At 57.1% G+C, this 18,100-nt stretch carries 14 protein-coding genes and 1 tRNA gene; 4 read left to right on the forward strand and 11 right to left on the reverse strand.

Features of this window, described 5'->3' with window-relative positions; genetic code table 11:
- Positions 1 to 46 precede the first annotated feature (46 nt).
- The 11 genes from H2515_RS09785 to secB all read right to left on the reverse strand — a co-directional run bounded on the left by H2515_RS09785 (position 47) and on the right by secB (position 13,527).
- Positions 47 to 1,084 (reverse strand): lysylphosphatidylglycerol synthase domain-containing protein, encoded by a 1,038-nt coding sequence (locus tag H2515_RS09785; RefSeq protein ID WP_065414400.1) that lies wholly within the window; start codon positions 1,082 to 1,084, stop codon positions 47 to 49.
- Positions 1,071 to 3,773 (reverse strand): MMPL family transporter, encoded by a 2,703-nt coding sequence (locus H2515_RS09790; RefSeq protein ID WP_065414401.1) that lies wholly within the window; start codon positions 3,771 to 3,773, stop codon positions 1,071 to 1,073. The genes H2515_RS09785 and H2515_RS09790 overlap by 14 nt, the downstream gene beginning before the upstream one ends.
- Complete coding sequence (gene hpnK, locus H2515_RS09795) at positions 3,754 to 4,629, reverse strand: hopanoid biosynthesis-associated protein HpnK (RefSeq protein WP_065414402.1); 876 nt, start codon at positions 4,627 to 4,629, stop codon at positions 3,754 to 3,756. Before hpnK ends, H2515_RS09790 begins: the two co-directional genes overlap by 20 nt.
- A 1-nt stretch (position 4,630) precedes the next feature.
- Complete coding sequence (gene hpnJ / locus H2515_RS09800) at positions 4,631 to 6,061, reverse strand: hopanoid biosynthesis associated radical SAM protein HpnJ (RefSeq protein ID WP_035194357.1); 1,431 nt, start codon at positions 6,059 to 6,061, stop codon at positions 4,631 to 4,633.
- Positions 6,061 to 7,218 carry a bacteriohopanetetrol glucosamine biosynthesis glycosyltransferase HpnI gene (gene hpnI / locus H2515_RS09805; protein WP_269802041.1) on the reverse strand — a complete coding sequence of 386 codons (1,158 nt, stop codon included), beginning with the start codon at positions 7,216 to 7,218 and terminating at the stop codon, positions 6,061 to 6,063. Before hpnI ends, hpnJ begins: the two co-directional genes overlap by 1 nt.
- A gap of 39 nt (positions 7,219 to 7,257) precedes the next feature.
- Complete coding sequence (gene hpnA / locus H2515_RS09810) at positions 7,258 to 8,247, reverse strand: hopanoid-associated sugar epimerase (RefSeq protein WP_035194353.1); 990 nt, start codon at positions 8,245 to 8,247, stop codon at positions 7,258 to 7,260.
- Positions 8,244 to 8,951 carry a phosphorylase family protein gene (locus tag H2515_RS09815; RefSeq protein WP_198659983.1) on the reverse strand — a complete coding sequence of 236 codons (708 nt, stop codon included), beginning with the start codon at positions 8,949 to 8,951 and terminating at the stop codon, positions 8,244 to 8,246. The genes hpnA and H2515_RS09815 overlap by 4 nt, the downstream gene beginning before the upstream one ends.
- Positions 8,933 to 10,864 carry a squalene--hopene cyclase gene (shc, locus tag H2515_RS09820; RefSeq protein WP_198659984.1) on the reverse strand — a complete coding sequence of 644 codons (1,932 nt, stop codon included), beginning with the start codon at positions 10,862 to 10,864 and terminating at the stop codon, positions 8,933 to 8,935. The genes H2515_RS09815 and shc overlap by 19 nt, the downstream gene beginning before the upstream one ends.
- Positions 10,861 to 11,928, reverse strand: coding sequence for a phytoene/squalene synthase family protein (locus H2515_RS09825; protein WP_232821326.1), 1,068 nt, complete (start codon positions 11,926 to 11,928; stop codon positions 10,861 to 10,863). Before H2515_RS09825 ends, shc begins: the two co-directional genes overlap by 4 nt.
- A gap of 117 nt (positions 11,929 to 12,045) precedes the next feature.
- Positions 12,046 to 13,074: an NAD(P)H-dependent glycerol-3-phosphate dehydrogenase gene (locus H2515_RS09830; protein WP_014028680.1), complete on the reverse strand. Its 1,029-nt coding sequence runs from the start codon at positions 13,072 to 13,074 to the stop codon at positions 12,046 to 12,048.
- A gap of 3 nt (positions 13,075 to 13,077) precedes the next feature.
- The gene (gene secB / locus H2515_RS09835; RefSeq protein WP_014028679.1) at positions 13,078 to 13,527 is read right to left on the reverse strand and encodes a protein-export chaperone SecB; all 450 of its coding nucleotides are present in this window, start codon (positions 13,525 to 13,527) and stop codon (positions 13,078 to 13,080) included.
- A gap of 148 nt (positions 13,528 to 13,675) precedes the next feature.
- Here secB and H2515_RS09840 point away from each other — a divergent pair.
- The 4 genes from H2515_RS09840 (at position 13,676) to H2515_RS09855 (ending at position 18,095) form a co-directional block, all read left to right on the forward strand.
- Positions 13,676 to 13,751 (forward strand) — tRNA-Glu (locus tag H2515_RS09840).
- A gap of 373 nt (positions 13,752 to 14,124) precedes the next feature.
- Positions 14,125 to 15,330 carry an acyltransferase family protein gene (locus H2515_RS09845; RefSeq protein ID WP_198659985.1) on the forward strand — a complete coding sequence of 402 codons (1,206 nt, stop codon included), beginning with the start codon at positions 14,125 to 14,127 and terminating at the stop codon, positions 15,328 to 15,330.
- Positions 15,331 to 15,913: 583 nt separating this feature from the next.
- The gene (locus H2515_RS09850; RefSeq protein WP_198659986.1) at positions 15,914 to 17,626 is read left to right on the forward strand and encodes a proline--tRNA ligase; all 1,713 of its coding nucleotides are present in this window, start codon (positions 15,914 to 15,916) and stop codon (positions 17,624 to 17,626) included.
- On the forward strand, positions 17,619 to 18,095 hold the full coding sequence (locus tag H2515_RS09855; protein ID WP_198659987.1) for a universal stress protein: 477 nt from the start codon (positions 17,619 to 17,621) through the stop codon (positions 18,093 to 18,095). Before H2515_RS09850 ends, H2515_RS09855 begins: the two co-directional genes overlap by 8 nt.
- Positions 18,096 to 18,100 lie beyond the last annotated feature (5 nt).

The raw sequence follows: 18,100 nt of genomic DNA on the forward strand, positions 1-18,100 counted from the left end.
TTAGAATGAATATGGGTATCGGCACCCATAGCCAAAGACACGGCGATCATAAAACGCTCTCTTCGTTGCCGTGTCTCTGCCGCCACTGAAGATGTATATGGTGGCCCTCTAATGCTTGCCAAGACAAGAGTACCGGGATGCCTAGCACGATTTCACGGAAACGCCGTGCCAGCGAAAAGGCCAGCGCCAGGTCGGGACCTACCCCAATAGCGCTACCGAAAAGGATAAAACCGCCCTCCTGTATCCCCAGTCCTCCAGGCACCAGAAAGGCCATGCTGCGCAGGGCCTGCCCCAAGCTTTCCATGAGCAGCGCCGCCCAGAACGGGATAGGTTGCCGCAGCAACCAGAAGGTAAGCCAGACCTCTGCGGTGCCGGCCAACAGACTCGCCAGTTGCCAGAGATTGGCCGGAAGCAGGCTCCAGCGGCGGGCATAGAGCCTGCGGATTTCGGCATCCAAACATTGCGGATCGCCCATGAGTGCAAGCAGGTCCTTGCCACCCAGGAGTTTTTTCATCACCATCTGTAAAATAGTGAATAAACCCCAGTGCCGCTGCATCCAGATAAAGACCACCAGCAGTGGCAAGGCCAGCGCCAAAAGAAACACCACATCCAGCTGCAGATGGTGATCACTCACCTCGTAACTGAGCACCATGAGCCCCGCAAGCGTGAAAGCAAACTGGCTCAACAAGGTCAAAGTGACTTCGACCATAACACTCGCCCCGGCGATATAGCCGGGCACGCCATGGCGAGTCAGGAGGCGTACACCGAGCAAATCACCGCCCACCCGCGCCACCGGCAAGAGACCGTTGACCGCCTCGCGGACCAGCGCGACCCATAGTAAAAACCAATAGTGGGCGCGCGCTTCACCGCGCAGCAGCCACTTCCAGCTCAGCACATCCAGAGATTGCGGCAGCAGGTGAAAGGGGAGAAGCCACAACAGGCCCCAGCCAGCTACCACCAACAATTTTACAATATCGGAAATACCGGCCTGCACGATCAGGAAAACAGACAAGCCCAGGCCAAGCAGACCAGCCGCCAGAAACAGAAGATTGCCTTGCCGTTTCAACAAATCAGCTGCCTTCATCCTGCGCGATACCCTCTTCGCGGGGTGACTGGGTGAAGAGCAGCAGCAGCGCCGGAAGTACAATCAGAATGCACAGCAACACAATGGCCAGCGCGAGGCTCAGAGCTTCACCCAAGCTGGCCATACCGGGATCGCGGGAAACCGCCATACTACCAAAGGCGCTGAGGGTCGTGAGCCCACTAAAAAAGACCGCCATGGGGGTGGATGTGCCGAGCAAATGTGCCACATCCACCCCGTTGCGCCAGCGCACCACAATGTAAATAGCAAAAGCCACACCCAGACCGATGAGTAGTGGCAGAACGATAATGTTGCCCAGATTGAAACTCAACCCAAACAAACGCATGGCCGCCACTGTAAACAATGCCGCCAGCAGCAGCGGGATCATGATCAGGAGCACATCCCGGTAGCTGCGCAAAGCCAGGAGGAGCAGCAAGCTGATGGCTATCAGCGCAATAAAGGTGGCCTCCTGAAAAGCCCCGAGCACCGCCTCCCCACCCTGAACCAGCATCACCGGTGTCCCCACGGCGTTCGGTTCCACCTTCAGCACGCTCTGCACAAACGTTGTCATTACCCGGTTCTTACTGAGATTGGCTTTAGGGATAATCTCCACTCGCGCCTGACCCGAGGCCGCCACATAGCGATCTCGCAGAGACTTCGGCAAAGTCTGCAGGGTCACTGGGGCTGCCGACAAGGCCATACCGAGTCGCTGCAACTCACCGGGTAAAGTCCCCATCACCCGCGTTTGCAGATCCTCGATCGCTTTACGATCAGTGCCGTCCTTCGCTAAAAACTGCTCCAGATGACCAGCCAACGCCGCAGCTACCCGCCCATCGGGTGTGCTCTCACCTTCTTTTTGCGCGAGATCTCTCAACTTTATTACCAGATCCGCAAGATTTGTGCTGGTATCCGACGTCGGCGGTTGCAAACTGCTGGGCATCAACAGCGAAAAGGGTGGCACCAGAATCTGCAGATTCTGCAAAATGGTCAACTTCTCCGCTTGATGTTTCGGAATATAGCTGGAGACCGTCAGGGCATGTGCCACCGTGGGCAGTTGTTCTGCACGCGTGGCAAGGGCCTGGGCCGCAGCAATATCAGGTGTGAGTACATCAATGCGATACGGGGCCGTCTGTGGATCAGCGAGTAGTTTCTCAAAAACGCGCACCCCCTCGGCATGGCTGTCGATCATATGCAACGGATTAAAATCAAAGGACGTGCGCAATGCCAGTGGCACCGATGCCAGCGCCAGCAGGGTTACCGCGCCCAGTATATAGTAGGCATAACGGTGGATAGGGTGATGCACCAAAGTAGGAATATGATGCATGTGTGGGTAGTACGTCGCTTTTGTACTGGTGCTCACCATAGGCCAGAGGGTCAAAAAAGCGGGCAGGAAGGTGAGCGTCATAAAGAGGGCAACGAGCATACTGGTGCCGGAAATCAGGCCAAGATCAACGATACCCGCATAGCTGGTAGGTACAAAGGCATAAAAACTGAAGGCAGCCGAAACAGCAGCGAGACTTAAAGCACCGCCCAAGCCATGCGTCACCCTCTGCATGGCCTGCCGGTGGGGCGCGCCGTTAAAAACTTCTTCCCGGTAGCGCAGGCAGAACTGAATACCAAAATCAACGCCCAGCCCGATGAAAAGAATGGCAAAGGCTACTGAAATAAGATTGAAGGGACCAATAAAAAACAGCGCCCAGGCGGCAGTTAAAATCATGCCCGCGATGAGTCCGATCAGCACCCCGGAGACCAGACGTAATGAGCGCAATGCAATGATCAGCAAAATAATTTCAAGACTGAGCGTCAGTGCCATGGAAACCGCCGCACCCTGACTTACCGTTTTCAGTTGTTCCGCATCCAGTACCGCGCCGCCGGTCACACCAATATCCACCCCGTGTGCAGCATTCAAATTGAGCGCGGTGAGGCCAGCGCGCAAAGTACGTATAGCCGCAGCAGCGGGTTCCAGAGACTGATAATTCAGGGCCGGCTGAATAATGATGAAACGTTGCGCTGGCCCCATTTTGGCCAGATCGCCCCCCATGAGTTCACTCCACGGAACGTCATAAGACTTACCCTGCATCTGCGCTACGAGCGCTTGATCCAGAGCGGAAAAAATAGCCGTCAACCCCGGTAGATGCACACCATTCGTCAATCGTTGCCCGATCGCCATGCTGAGCAGACCACTGAGGCCATCCAGGCTGGGATCAGCAGAGAGCTTGGCGATGAGGGGCTGGGCGACGATGATACGATTGGCAAAATCCTGTAGTTTTTTGGGGGAGAGATACAGGAGACCGTTACGCTGAAAAAAAGATCCGCCGCCGGGCACATACACATCGTGGAAAGACTGTGGCCGCGCACGCAGCCAAGTGCTCAGACGATCAACTGCCGTATCCGTGCGATCCCGGCCAGCGCCCTGCAAGACGACCACAATAGTATTTTTATCCTGCGGAAAGACCTTCTGATAAGCGATTTCCCGCTGCTGAAAGGGCAGATCGTGAGACAAGGCATGGCTGGTATCGGTATCGATGGAAAAATGACCCACCGCATAAACCAAGGCGAGCAGCGTAGCCAGGGCAATGGCCACCAGCATCCAGACAGCGCGCCGCACCGCAAGATCGACCAAAGCCACCAAACTCTGGGAAATGCGCGTCCCTGCGCGCTGCAGAAAACGATCAACGGACGGCAAAATCACCAAAGGTACCCTTCGCGATGTCTTGATCGCGTAAATAATCCTTTACCCGAGGACTCATTAATGCCGCCCACTCGGCGTGCGGCTCATACTCCGGCATCAGGGCATGCAGCGCAGCGGTCTGCATGGTTGCCGGATGGAAATAGATTTCGGTAATCCCCGCCGCAGGCAGACAGTGGAGCATCTCGAGCAGACGCGCTTCATTCATGTGACCCGTGGCATCCAGACCGTAGAGCAGGTCATTGTGCATCACCTGACGACGGTCCAGTTGGCGGCGCATACGCGTCAACCAGGGGCGCAGGAAAAAAGACCATAGTGCCGGTGCTAAACCCTTTGCACCGCCGCAACGCGCTGCCTGCAGAGGCTCCCACGGCAAGCGCACCGCCCGCAAACCAAACTCCGCCCCAACATCCAGCATCAACGTCAGCACCGTGGGGTGCAAATGCAGGTGCTTGTGGGCATTGGCATGATCCAGTGCTAAACCGGTGGCCGCAAAAGCCACAAATTGGGCGCGAATCTCAGCCGCCAGTTGTTTTCTCACCCGGGGCAGAAAAAAATAACGCAGCCCGCGCCACCAGAGATCAGCCGCAAAGCGCCCCTGCCCATCCACCAGATCGGGTACTTGCTCCGCGGGTAGCAGAGGTGCACCGTCGACTAGGGTAAGATGCAGACCTACGCCCAACTGCGGCAGCTCCTTGGCACGGGCAACCGCATCCGCCGCCGCGGGTGCTGCCACCATGAGACTGGCAGTAGTCAGCACACCATTACGATGTGCTGACTCCACTGCTGCATTCACCGCCAGATCCAAGCCAAAGTCGTCGGCATTAAAGATGACCCGCCGACCAACGCCCCGCCTCACTTCAGCCGTGACGCTGCCGCAGGAAGCGAACGAATTCGACGCCCTCACGCAGACGACGTTTCATCATCTGGGTGCTCTTGAGCATTTCACCCGTGATTTCAGCAATCTTGCCCGCACGAAAATAGAAACGCTTGTACATCACTTCTACCGAATCAAAGATTTCCGTATGATTAAGATGCGGGTAGCTCATGGGGCTGATCTGCACACCACGGTCATTGACCAGATGGGCCTCATCCTCGTCTGTCAGCCAACCTTCCTGCTTGGCCTGGTTGTACAGGAAAGTGCCCGGATAGGGCGCCGCCAACGAGACCTGGATGGTATGGGGATTGATTTCCTTGGCGAAGTCGATGGTTTTTTGAATGGTTTCCTTCGTCTCGCCGGGCAGACCGAGAATGAAGGTGCCATGAATCACAATCCCCAACTTATGGCAATCGGCGGTGAACTTACGTGCCGCCTCGATTTTGATGCCCTTTTTGATATTATTGAGAATCTGCTGATCACCCGACTCATAACCCACCAGCAGCAGACGCAAGCCGTTTTCCTTGAGCACCTTGAGGGTCTCATAGGGCACATTGGCTTTGGCATTACAGGACCAGGTCACCCCCAGCTTGCCGAGACCGCAGGCGATCTCTTCGGCGCGGGGACGATCATCAGTAAAGGTGTCATCGTCGAAGAAGATTTCCTTAACCTGCGGAAAGTTTTTCTGGATGTAGCGCACCTCGTCAATGACGCTGGCGGCACTGCGCGTGCGATAGCGATGTCCACCGACAGTCTGCGGCCAGAGACAGAAGGTGCACTGTGAACGGCACCCACGCCCGGTGTAAAAAGAAATATAGGGGTGCTTCAGATAGCCGATGAAATAGTCTTCAATATGCAGATCGCGTTTGTACACTTCGGAGACGAAGGGTAAAGCATCCATGTCTTCAATCATGGCACGATCGGGGTTATGGACGATCTGACCATTGCTGGAGCGATAGGTGATGCCGTCCACTTCACTGAGGGGCCGCCCTTCCGCTATTTCCTTGACGGTATAATCGAACTCTTCGCGGGCCACAAAATCGACAGCTGTGGCAGCCTCTTGCAGGGATTCTTCCGGCTCTACCGCCACCTTGGCGCCAACCATACCGATCAGCATCTTGGGGTAGTGTTCCTTGAGCAACTCGGCCATGCGTACATCCGACGGGAAAGACGGGGTGCTGGTATGAATAATGCACAACTCATACGCCGCCGCCACTTGCAAGGTCTCTTCGACACTGACGTCCCCCGGAGGGGCGTCCAGCAAACGACTGCCGGGGATCATGGCGGCGGGCTGCGCCAGCCAGGTGGGAAACCAGAAAGAGCGAATTTCCCGCTTGGCCTGATAGCGCGAACCGGCACCGCCGTCAAATCCCTCAAAAGAAGGGGCCTGCAAAAAAAGTGTTTTCATCGTCATTATTTTGCTCCGTCATGGCCATCCATCCGCCCGTCGGCGTCGATGGCAAATTGCGACCCGCGCCAAGCGACGTGCCGCACGAAAAGGGCATGAAACCAAATCCACAGGCCCAGGAAATCTCCCAGCAGGGCCACTCCGAAAGAACTGTCCGCACTGAGTTTGCGCTCAATTTTCCTATGGTACACGAGGCGCAAGACGAGAACCACACCTAACGGCAGCCCACCCCAGACGCCCATCCAGGGAGACAGCACCAGCACCAAGGGGAGCGGATAGCTCAAAAAAGAGAGGCTGTACCCTAGCGGCTGTACCGCTCGTGTGGTGCGCGACCAGCGCAACGCATGCTGATAAAATGCGCGGAAACCGGCTTCTTGTACTACCGTATCGACCACATAATTCACCAGCCAGGTGCGTTGCCCCAACTCGCGGCTATAGGCGCCGAGCCAGTAATCATCCGCCAGATGATCCGCCAGCCGGGGCAGTCCACCAAAGGCCTCCAGGGTGGCGCGACGCAAGGCCATGGTCGCCCCGCCACAGAAGATATTGGGGCCCAGGCGCGCCGCCACCAGCACCGAAGGCAGAAACAGACTGTTCACCTGACTGGCCAGCACCTGCGACCAGAATGACGCCACCGGACACGCCCGGTAGAGGCAGGTGACCACCCCCACATCCCCATTTTGCAGGGGTGCGCAAATCCGGCGCAGATAATGGGGGCCGACAGTAATGTCCGCGTCGCTGATCACCAGACTGTCATAACGACAGGCGGCGAGGATACCCGCCAGATTATTGACCTTGGGATTACTGCCGATACGCGTTTCTGTACACACCCAGCGCAGGGACAAGGCCGGAAATTCGGCTTGCAGGCGTTGCACCACAGCGATAGCAGGATCGGTCGGGCGCTGCACGCCAAAAACAATTTCGAAGATTGGGTAATCCTGCTTGCAAAAACTGCGCAGCGCGGGGTAAAGATAATCCGCATCGCCATGCAGGGGCTTGAGCACACTGATACCGGGCCAGTCGCATACGGCCTCTTCTGTGGCACCAGCATCGCGCTCCGGCAACAATGGATGCCAGTGCCCCAGCGTCCAGAGCGCCAGCAACAAATAGGCCATGGCAGCCAGAGAAAGCAGCGCCGCCATGGCCCCTAACCACCAGAGCACAAATTCCCCAAAACCGCCCTGGGCAAATGGACAGACATGCTATAAATAATGGTTATCGGCAAACCATTGTACTGCATCTCGCAGTGCTTCCTCTGCAGGACGATGGGTATAATGCAAGGCCTGCTCCGCCTTGGCCGATGAAAAGTACATTTTGTGCGCCGCCATACGCAGTTCATCGATGGTCACCAACGGCGTCCCCTTACCGCGCAGCCGTACCACACTCTCCGCGCCCCAGGCCAGGGGATAAAGCAGGCGGCGCGGAATGCGCAGCCACGGCGAGTGATGTCCGGTGAGGCCGGCAATGCGGGTGAGGATCGCCGCCAGCGGGAGATTGTCGCCCCCGAGAATATAGCGCTCCCCCGCCCGACCCTCGGTAAACGCCTGCCAATGGCCCATGGCCACATCATCGACATGCACCACATTCATACCGGTATCCACATAGGCCGGCATACGGCCTGCCGCAGCATCGCGCACCATCCGCCCGGTGGGGGTCGGCTTGCGATCCGCCGGGCCTATAGGCATTGAGGGGTTTACGATGACGATGGGGGCACCTTCATCCTGGCACAGAGTACGCAGAGCCTCCTCCGCCAGAAACTTGGAGCGTTTATAATGGCCGATCATCGCGCTCAGATGAGAGGGCACTTCTTCATCCGCCTCCCGGCCATCGGCGTAATGGCCCAGTACGGCAACACTGCTGGTATAGACGATCCGTTCGACACCTGCGTTGAGCGCCGCGCGCACCAGGCGTTCGCTACCCCCTACATTGGCGGCGTACATAGCATGCGGCTCAGGTACCCAGATCCGGTAATCCGCTGCCACATGAAAGACCGCCTGGCAACCGGTGACTGCGTTATCCAGACTGAGGCCATCCGTCAGGTCACCGACCGCCAACTCCACGTTCAGTCCTTGCCAGTTGCTCGGATCGGCACCAGCACGATGCAACACCCGCACTTCCAGCCCCTCGGCCAGCAGTCGGCGCAACACCGCACCACCCACAAAACCCGATGCACCGGTCAGCAAGGCCTTCATGCCACCCTCCCCGCCTGCAGACCCGGCGCAACCGCGCGTAAAGTTTTCAGCGCCTTCTGCATCTGCGCGCCCAAACGCATTAAATCAACGCACGCAGCAGGGTGGCGCAATAACCCGCGCATGAGTTTGAGCGCCTGCAGACCACCGTACGCATCAACGCCCCCTGTAGCAGCGTCCGGCAAGGACTGACCTGCGGGATCCACAACACTGCGGATCACCACAAATGGCTTGCCCGCAGCACCGGCAACCGCAGCAATGGCACCACTTTCCATATCTACCCCTTGCGCTAACGGAAAATCCAACAAGTAGGCTGATTTGGCAGCCACCGAGCCGCAGGGAGTAGCTACCGAGAGCAGACCTCCAGCATAGGCGGGAAAGGACAGGGATTGCGCCAGAAGCGCGCGCCATGGCAAATCCACCGACCAGGTCTGGCGCGCCCCAAACACAACTTCCGGCAACAGCAAATCTCCCGGCTTCCGTTCCGGCTGCAAGGCACCCGCCGTACCCCAGGAGACCAACCCTTCGACACCCGCAGCAAGCAGCGCACGCGCCGCCGCCATCGCCCGCCCCGGCCCCATGCCCGAGACCACCAGCAAGAGCTGCGCGCTCACCTCTACCACCACATCATGGCGCAGGGCACCGGCATGAAGGGTCTGCGCCTCCGCGTCCAAGGCCACCACCACCCCTAATCGCCGGCGATGCATCCCAAATTCCGGTAACGGGCCAGCGCCCAGAGCGGAAAATACAAGCTGTAACCATGATAAATAAGGTAAAAAACTTTTGGGAATCCGGGCGCATTGAAGAATAGGTCCGGCCAGCGACCATCCTCTTCCTGATGCATCTGCAACCAGGCCATACCACGATGCAGGGCGAGACTATCCTGATCTCCCGCCGCCATCAGACCGAGGCAGGCCCAGGCTGTCTGCGCTGCAGTAGAAGCCTGACCCATGCCGGCAAGCCCGGAATCACCGTAGGAGTCATTGTTTTCACCCCAGCCGCCGTCGCTCTGTTGTACCGCGCGCAACCAATACGCTGCACGTTCCATGGCGGGCTGCAGAGAAGGATCATCCAGCTCCGCCAGTGCCATAAGCACGGACCAGGTCCCGTAGATGTAATTGGTCCCCCAGCGCCCAAACCATGCCCCCGATGACTCCTGTTCACGCAACAGGTATGCCACGGCACGCCGCAAAATGTCGCGATCCCGTGGTCGCGCCAGATGCGCCAGAAAGGCCACGACTCGCCCGGTGACATCGGCTGTCGGCGGGTCCAGCAGGGCCTTGTGATCGGCAAAGGGAATTTCGTTGAGGTAATAGTGCGTATTATCCACATCGTAAGCCGCAAATCCGCCGTTGCTGGATTGCATGCCAGCCAACCAGTTCGCCGCCCTTTCGATGCTGTCGCGATCTTCTGCACGCCCAGCCCGCGCCAGTGCCCAACCCACCGCTGCCGTGTCATCCAGATCCGGATAATACGGGTTGGCATATTGAAAGGCCCAACCACCGCCCGCCAAATTGGGCCGCTGCTCCTGCCAATCGCCGGGCTCGGCACCAATTTGCCGGTCCTTGAGCCATTGGATACCGCTTTGCACCGCCGGAGACACCTCGCCATCCTGCTCCAGCAACGCATGGAGCGCGAGGCAGGTGTCCCAAACCGGTGACACACAGGGCTGACAGTAGGCGTCGCTTGCCCGCTCCACCACCAATTTACGCAGGGCTGCCCGTGTTTGCTGGCGATAAACATGGTCAGATGCATAACCGAGCAATTCCAACGCCTCGTGCGCGTTCACCATAGCCGGGAAAATGCCATTCAGGCCATCCTCCCCGTTGAGCCGCGCTATAAACCACATCTCCGCCTTCTGCACGGCACGACACCGGATACGCTGGGGTATCCAGTCTTCCATCAACCGCCAAAATCGATCCAGAGACAGAAAGAGATGCGCCACAATCCCTTGCCGGGCATGGCTGAAATAGTCCGTGATCTGTTCCGGCGGCCGCCGGAACAATTCGTGGATATGCACTTGCAATGGATTTTTGGCACGCGCTTTGAGGCTACACAAAATAAACAGCGGCACCATCACCGTCCGCGACCAGGATGCCACCTTGTAAATATTAAAGGGAAACCAGCGCGGCAACAGCATGATTTCCACTGGAATAAAGGGCACAGCCCGCCACGGTACCTGGGCAAACAGTGCCAGAGTAATGCGCGTGAACACATTGGCGTGTTCCGCCCCGCCATGCGCCAGGATTGCTTCACGGGCGCGCCGCATATGCGGCAAATCCGGATTATCCCCTGCCAGCTTGAGGGCGTAATAAGCCTTTACCGAAGCACTCAGGTCAAAAGGACCTCCGTAATAGAGGGGCCAGCCGCCGTGATCCGCCTGTTTATTGCGCAGATAGATGGCGATCTTCGCCTCCAGAGGCCCATCGCGCTCATCCATATAGTGCTGCATCAGAATATATTCGGCGGAGATGGTGCAATCCGCTTCAAACTCGAAGCACCAGTGGCCATCTTCCGCCTGCAGACTGCTTAGGGCGGTACGCGCCTCAGCAATGACCCGATCCAGCGGCGCGCGAAAAATGCGCGCGCCGTAGTGCATGGGTTGCAGGATGCGATTCATGGTCGCCCTACGGCAGGAGACAGCGATAGTGGTTTAACACCCACCCGGAAGCTCAGTTGCAAGAGCATGTCGGAGCGATGCAGCAGGCGCGACAGGAACACCACCCGATGCACAGTGCTCCGGCTGATTTTTACCTCGCTCCCGGAAGCAAAAACGGGGTTTTCGGAGATCCGCCGCAGCGTTAACACCGCCATGGCAATAGCCCAGAGACAGAAATCGCGCATCCCCGTCTGCTCGGCCGGAATCAGCAGCGTATAACGCAGCGCATTCTGCAAATGCCCGGCGGCAATACCCAGCAGTTCACTGAGGCCCGCCGCAAAAGCCGGATCATGGCTGCCGGGTTGCACCGCGGCAATATCGCAACCATGACGCTGGAACACTGCGCGTGGCATCCAACTCACACCGCGCTGCCAGTCATCCCAGATATCCTTGAGGATATTGGTCATCTGCAGACCCTGCCCAAAAGATACCGCAAGCTGCTGCATCTCCGCATCATGCGGCGCCAGTCGCGGCTCATAGTCCACAAAAAGGCTGGTGAGCATTTCGCCGACGACGCCCGCTACTACGTAGCAGTAGCGATCCATCGCCGCCATGTCCGCAAGCCCTTGCAACGAAGCGTGCTGCTGAAACTCCGCCATCCCCATACCCATGATCCGGACGCAGCGGGACAGCGCAGACTGCTGCGCCGGGGTGAAACTGTGGGTAATGGCAACGACCTCAGGGGTATGACGAATCAGATCGTGCTCGGCTTCCGGCATCGCTGCCGACAGAGCCGCCCCAAATGCCGCGGCGAAAGCGGCGGCATCGCCCGCACCCTCCACCACCTTGAGAAACTCCGCCTGCCAATAGGCCTTTTTTTCCCAGGGCAAATCCGGATCGTCTTCGATAGTGTCGGCAATTCGGCATAACAGGTAGCCATTACCGACCGCGTCTCGCAAGGCTTCCGGCAACTGAGGAATCGTCAGGGCAAAAGTCCGCGAAACAGCCTGAAGACTTTGTGCCTGATACGCCAAAGCCTGCGCCAGCGCTGCCGTCAACATGCGGTCCTGTCTGGTGACATCCAAACTCCTTATTCTATTTATCCGGGTGTGCAAAACACCCTGTCATCTGGCGGCAATGTAACGATCCCAGGCCCATTCTGCAAGTCTTGCAGACCCACGGTCCCATTCTGCGCAGGCTCATCACGACTCAGCAGAGGAAAGCGTGACATCGGGCGGCATCTGCAATTCGGAACGCCGGGCGCGACGCATCAGCACATCGCTCGCAACGCGCGGCGCCGTACCCTCAAAAAGCACGCGATACACCTGCTCGGTGATGGGCATATCCACGCCCAGACGCTGGGCAAGCTGAAACAGTGCTTGCGCCGTGCACACACCCTCGGCTTCTTCACCGATCTCGCGCAGCACCGCTTCCAGACTCAAGCCGCGGCCTAAGCCTACACCCACCCGCCGGTTCCGCGAGAGGTCGCTGCTGGCCGTGAGGATCAAATCGCCAGCACCAGCCAGGCCCATGAAGGTTTCTGTTCGCCCCCCCAGCGCCGTTCCCAGGCGATGCAATTCCGCCATCCCGCGGGTGATGAGCGCGGCACGCGCACTATCGCCATTCCCCAATCCATCAGAAATGCCAGCGGCAATCGCCAGTACATTTTTGATCGCCCCAGCCAGACAGACACCCGCCACATCATCACTGGTGTAGACCCGCATCTGCGCACTGCCAAAGGCCTCAGCGGCCCGCTGGGCGTAGGTCGGGTTGGTGGACGCCACCGTCATCGCCAGTGGTTTACCCAGGATCAGGTCATGGGCAAAACTGGGTCCGGACAGCACCACCATCGGCACATTCGGCACGGTCTCCTGCAAGACCTGATCAAGACGCAAGGCAGTCTGCATTTCCAGCCCTTTACTGGCGAGGACCAGCAGCGTAGCGGGTGGCAGGCAAGCACGCAGAGTCGTCATCAAAGCGCGCAAGGCATGGCTGGGTATGGCGAGTACGATCCCCTCACTGTCTCGTACAGCAGCGCTGAGATCCACTGTGCAGCGCAGTTCTTCAGGCCGCGCGCACTGCGGGAATATGGGGAAAAGATCTACACGGTCGGGCTGGCAGGGCAAACGCTTGGCACAGCGCCCCCAGAGTTGCACTGTATGCCCCTGCCGGAGCAGATAAACCGCCAGGGCAGTCCCCCAGTGACCACCCCCCAGCACCGCCCAACGCATGCTTTATTGCGTCGGGTAGTTCTGTTGCTGGACCTGTGCCTGCTGATACAGGGCCTCGAAGTTGACCGGATGCAGATGCAGAGGCTGGAAACCACCGCGGCCTACCATATCTGCCACCACTTCCCGCGCGTAGGGAAACAGTATCGTCGGGCAGTGCACGGCTATCAGGGCGGGCATGTGCTCATCCGGAATATTCTGAATGCGGAACAAACCGGACTGCTGAACCTCCACCGCAAAGTAGGTGCTTTCGCCCGCCTTAGCCTTGACAGTAACGGTCAGCGTCACTTCGGTAAGGTCGTCCATCCCTTCCACTCCGTTGCTGGTGGTATTCAGACCCACATCCACGGTCGGCGCTTCAGTCTGCACAAAACTCAGCGGCGCATTGGGCGACTCAAAAGAGATGTCCTTCACGTAAATGCGCTCAATCATAAAAACTGCTTCTTGTTCGTCCATAAGTCCTTTTATCCTGGATTTCTGAATTGCGAGAGGCCTAGTCTACCTGAAGAGACACCCGCTGGGCTACGCGTGTACATCCGCAATCTCCGAAAAACAACACTTGCCCTGTGCGCCTGTTCTGTGTAGGATTCTCAGCGCTGTCAAGGTCCCCATCGTCTAGTGGCCTAGGACACCGCCCTTTCACGGCGGTAACTGGGGTTCGAACCCCCATGGGGACGCCAAATAAAACAACAAAGCAAGTTAGCTTACGTTGCCGGAGCTAACTTGTGTTTATGCCGCATTTACCTGCGAGATTCAGAAACAGGGCAGGCTGTGCCGTCCTGTGACAGGCAGTTACCCCCAGAAAAGACCAGGATGGAATCACCATCGACTGGCAAACAATCGTCCGTCAACGGGTCCCTTCCCAGACAAAAACCTTTCGCAGCAAGCGGGATATGGTCCGCGACGACACGCCCGCCTTTTCTCCTCGCCTGCATACTATGCTTATTTTATTGGATCAATGGAGTTTTTTGTGCTGCTTTCTTGTGGGTCTTGGTTTGCCAGGGCCATATCTGGCATGGTACCGTGTACCGGTAATTTCACAGAAGGAGAGATATGTCCACAGAAAATGTACGCCATATTCAGCAATTCGATGCGATTCGCGGAATCGCAGCATTATCGGTGATGTTGTCGCACTACGTGCTTATATTCATGAATTCACCGTTGTCAAATTATCATAATATATCCTCAATTATAGGTGATCTATCCTATACCCCATTGGGTATATTTTGGGCCGGAAGATCCGCTGTGTTGTTATTTTTCGTGTTGAGCGGCTATGTGCTGTTTTTCATGATCAATAGTGCAAGCATGAATTATGTGTCATTTCTCATGAAGCGCAGCCTGCGTTTATATATACCATATCTATTAGCGGTGTTTTTTGGGGTTGCTGGAGAGTATCTCTTTTACCACGGAGGATTGCCAGGATTGAACCCATGGTTAAATCAGTTCTGGTCTGCGCCAATCACGATAAGATCCATACTTTACCATTTGCTTTTTGTAGACGAGTTCAATGCTAATCACTATGATTTCACCGTATGGACACTGGTGCAAGAGATGAGAATATCCATCTTGTTTCCTGCCATATTATGGTTCATGCGGGACAAGAAGTGGTGGGTCCCGGTCGTCATTTTCTTCATGCTGAGTGTATTGGCCATGGCGATTCGTATGTTTGCCTTGTCTGGCGGGCATATACTATCTTGGTTAACGCTATCCGGGTCTTTAACAGCCTATATTTTTACGCCGTACTACATATTCGCTTTCGTCCTTGGCGCCACCTTGGCAACGCAACGAACTTCCTTGCAAAAATGGTACAATAGACTTGGCATACAGGGTCGAACAGCCGTATTTTCCATCGGATTTTTTCTATATTACTATGGGCCTCACTTTATTAGTGCCGTCGGGATCCACCATTTGATGGTCCGCGACTGGCCAGCCATAATGGGTGCCGCCATTTTAGTGCTGGTTTCGGCGTATGATTTGGTCGCCATCCAAGTTCTTACGACCCCCATTCTTATATACCTAGGTAAAATTTCCTACAGTTTATATTTGTTGCACGCGGTAATTTTACTGGCCATGTTGCATGCTTTCTACGGGGTCATCAGCTTGCCTGTCCTGCTATTATTATCTATCGGTGTTACATTCCTCGTTTCAGAGCTAGCATATAGGTTTGTAGAAAAACCGGCTATAAGCATTTCCAGAAGGTCACCACAGTGGCCTATCGTGAAGAGATTTGGAAAGCTAATAAAATCGAGCGAAACGTAATCGTTGTTACGCATGGATGATTTGGAGCATCGCTTCAGGCCTATTCCGCGCGGAGATGGCGTCCGGCACGGAACACACCCGAAGAGATACCCGACAAGACGCTCCAGCCGCTGGCGATTGGCATCATCACGCTCCATCACGATCATAGCAAGCGCACAGGGATGGGAGGGCCTTCCTGATATATTTGACCCCCGTTCTGCATAGACTTTACTATTCGCGCCACGCGGGCATGGGGAAGCACCCAACTCGCGGCAATTTTAATTTTTCTGCCAGTGACCATGAGGCATTGGTCAAATCTACTGAGAGGTGGAATTTCGGCATTTCACCTAACTGGCATGATGAATGCTCATGCCAGCGCCGACGGATCGCAGAGATTTCCCGGCGGTTGTTGTTTCTTAAGCCAGCCTCCTCCTTACTGCCGCAAATTTTCAGATCAGCAAAAGGCATCACGTCATAAATCTCCGTTGGGTGCGCCTAGCCGCAAGTTCTATAATTCGCCGATCGCCGGTTTTCGCGCGCGCCGCCCCTTTCTTTGTCTCCCACCCTTTCTTACACTGTACGCTATCGTTCAACAGGGATTTTTATGCGCGCCAGTCAGATCTTCATCCCCACCCTTAAGGAGACACCCGCCGAAGCGGAACTCATCAGTCACCAGTTATTGCTGCGCGGGGGCTTTATCCGCCGCTTGGCTTCCGGCTTGTACACCTGGATGCCCTTGGGCTTGCGGGTATTGCGCAAGGTGGAGCGGGTGGTACGCGAGGAGATGGACCGCAGCGGCGCACAGGAACTGCTGATGCCGCTGGTGCAACCCGCCGAGCTGTGGCAGGAGTCGGGTCGCTGGGAACAGTACGGCCCGGAACTGCTGCGCTTGCGGGATCGTCATAACCGCGATTTTTGCATGGGACCGACCCATGAGGAAGTCATCAGCGATCTGGTGCGGCGGGAGATTCACTCTTACCGACAGCTTCCCGTCAATTTCTACCAGATTCAGACGAAGTTCCGCGATGAAATCCGTCCCCGCTTCGGGCTGATGCGCGGGCGTGAATTCATCATGAAGGATGCCTATTCCTTCCATATGGATCACGCCTCGCTGGAGATCACCTACCAGACCATGTATGAAGCCTATCAGCGGACATTCACCCGCCTCGGACTGAATTTCCGCGCGGTGGAAGCAGATAACGGGGCCATTGGGGGCAAGCGCTCCCATGAGTTTCATGTGCTGGCGGATTCGGGAGAAGATGCCATCGTCTCCTGTCACCACTGCGACTATGCCGCGAATATGGAAAAGGCCCAGAGTCGCCCCGACACTGCGGAGGCGGAGATGCCGCTGGCCGCCGCACAAGTGCAGACGCCGGGTATCCGCAGCGTAGCGGAGCAGGCTGAGCATCTGGGCATCAGCACCACAAAAATCGTCAAGACCGTGTTGGTGGTCGCCGACGGCAAGATCATCATGTTGTTGCTGCGCGGCGATGATGAACTGAATCTGGTCAAGGCCGGACACGCCTTGAATGCGCAGGAGGTGCACCTGGCCAGCTCGGCTGAAGCCGTATCCGCCACGGGCGCGCCCCTGGGCTTCATTGGTCCCAAGGATCCGTTGCTGCCTATCTCCATAATGGCGGATCACCGCGCCTTTGGCGTGGCCAATTTCAGCACGGGCGCCAATGCGGCGGATCTGCACTGGATCAACCTGAACTGGGACCGCGATTTACCGCGCCCGGCGGCAGCGGATCTGCGCAATGTCCGTGCCGGGGATGCTTGCCCGCATTGCCAGGAGGGCAGGCTAAGCATCCGCCGGGGCATTGAGGTGGGGCACGTCTTTCAACTCGGAGAACGCTACAGCAAGAGCATGGGTATTAGCGTGCTGGACGAGACCGGCCGCGACGCCACGGTTACCATGGGTTGCTATGGTATCGGTGTGTCGCGGGTGGTGGCGGCGGCGGTGGAGCAACATTTTGATGATCGTGGCATCACCTGGCCAGTGGCCCTGGCACCCTTTGAAGTCGGCATCGTCGCCATCAATGCGCGCAAGTCGCCGGAGGTGGCTGCCGCCGCTCAAGCCCTGCATGATCGCCTGGAGGCGCAGGGCTACAGCGTACTGCTCGACGATCGCGATGAGCGTCCGGGTGTGCAGTTTGCCACCATGGATCTGATCGGTCTGCCTCATCGCATTGTGGTCAGTGACAAAGTGCTGGCGCAGGGCGTTTGGGAATACCAGGCGCGGCGCGCCACCGAAAACGTGCTGCTGGACGAAACGCAACTCATGGACACCCTGCGCAAGGAGCATCCCCGTGAATAAATCACCCGTAAAGACCCCTATAAAGCATATTTTGGTGGCCGTCGATTTTTCACCGATGGCCCTGTACACCACCCGGATGGCGGCGCAAGAGGCCCAGTTACACGACGCCCGCCTCACCCTGCTCCACATTTTCAACCCGCAAATGCTCAATCTGCAGATGCCGGAAGAAATTTTGCCGCCCACCCTGGATCTGCGCGAAAAGCTGCTCCATCTGGCGCATGCCGAGATGGAAAAACTGCGCCAATCCGTAGCCGCAGGCGGCATCACACCGCAGGTAGAACTGGAGGAAAGTGGGGAGAATATCGGGAAGGCGGTGATTGCCTTCGGCAAGGCCCATGCAGTGGATATGCTGGTAGTGGGTAGTCATGGGCACGGCACCATTGGCCGATTGCTGCTGGGTTCTGTCGCCAATGACATTGTCCATCACGCCAGTTGTCCGGTGCTGGTGGTCAAGCACCAGGAGGACTGAAGTAA

Origin of the sequence: Acidithiobacillus ferrivorans (assembly GCF_016250455.1) — a bacterium.
In the GTDB taxonomy this organism is placed as follows: Bacteria; Pseudomonadota; Gammaproteobacteria; order Acidithiobacillales; family Acidithiobacillaceae; genus Acidithiobacillus; species Acidithiobacillus ferrivorans.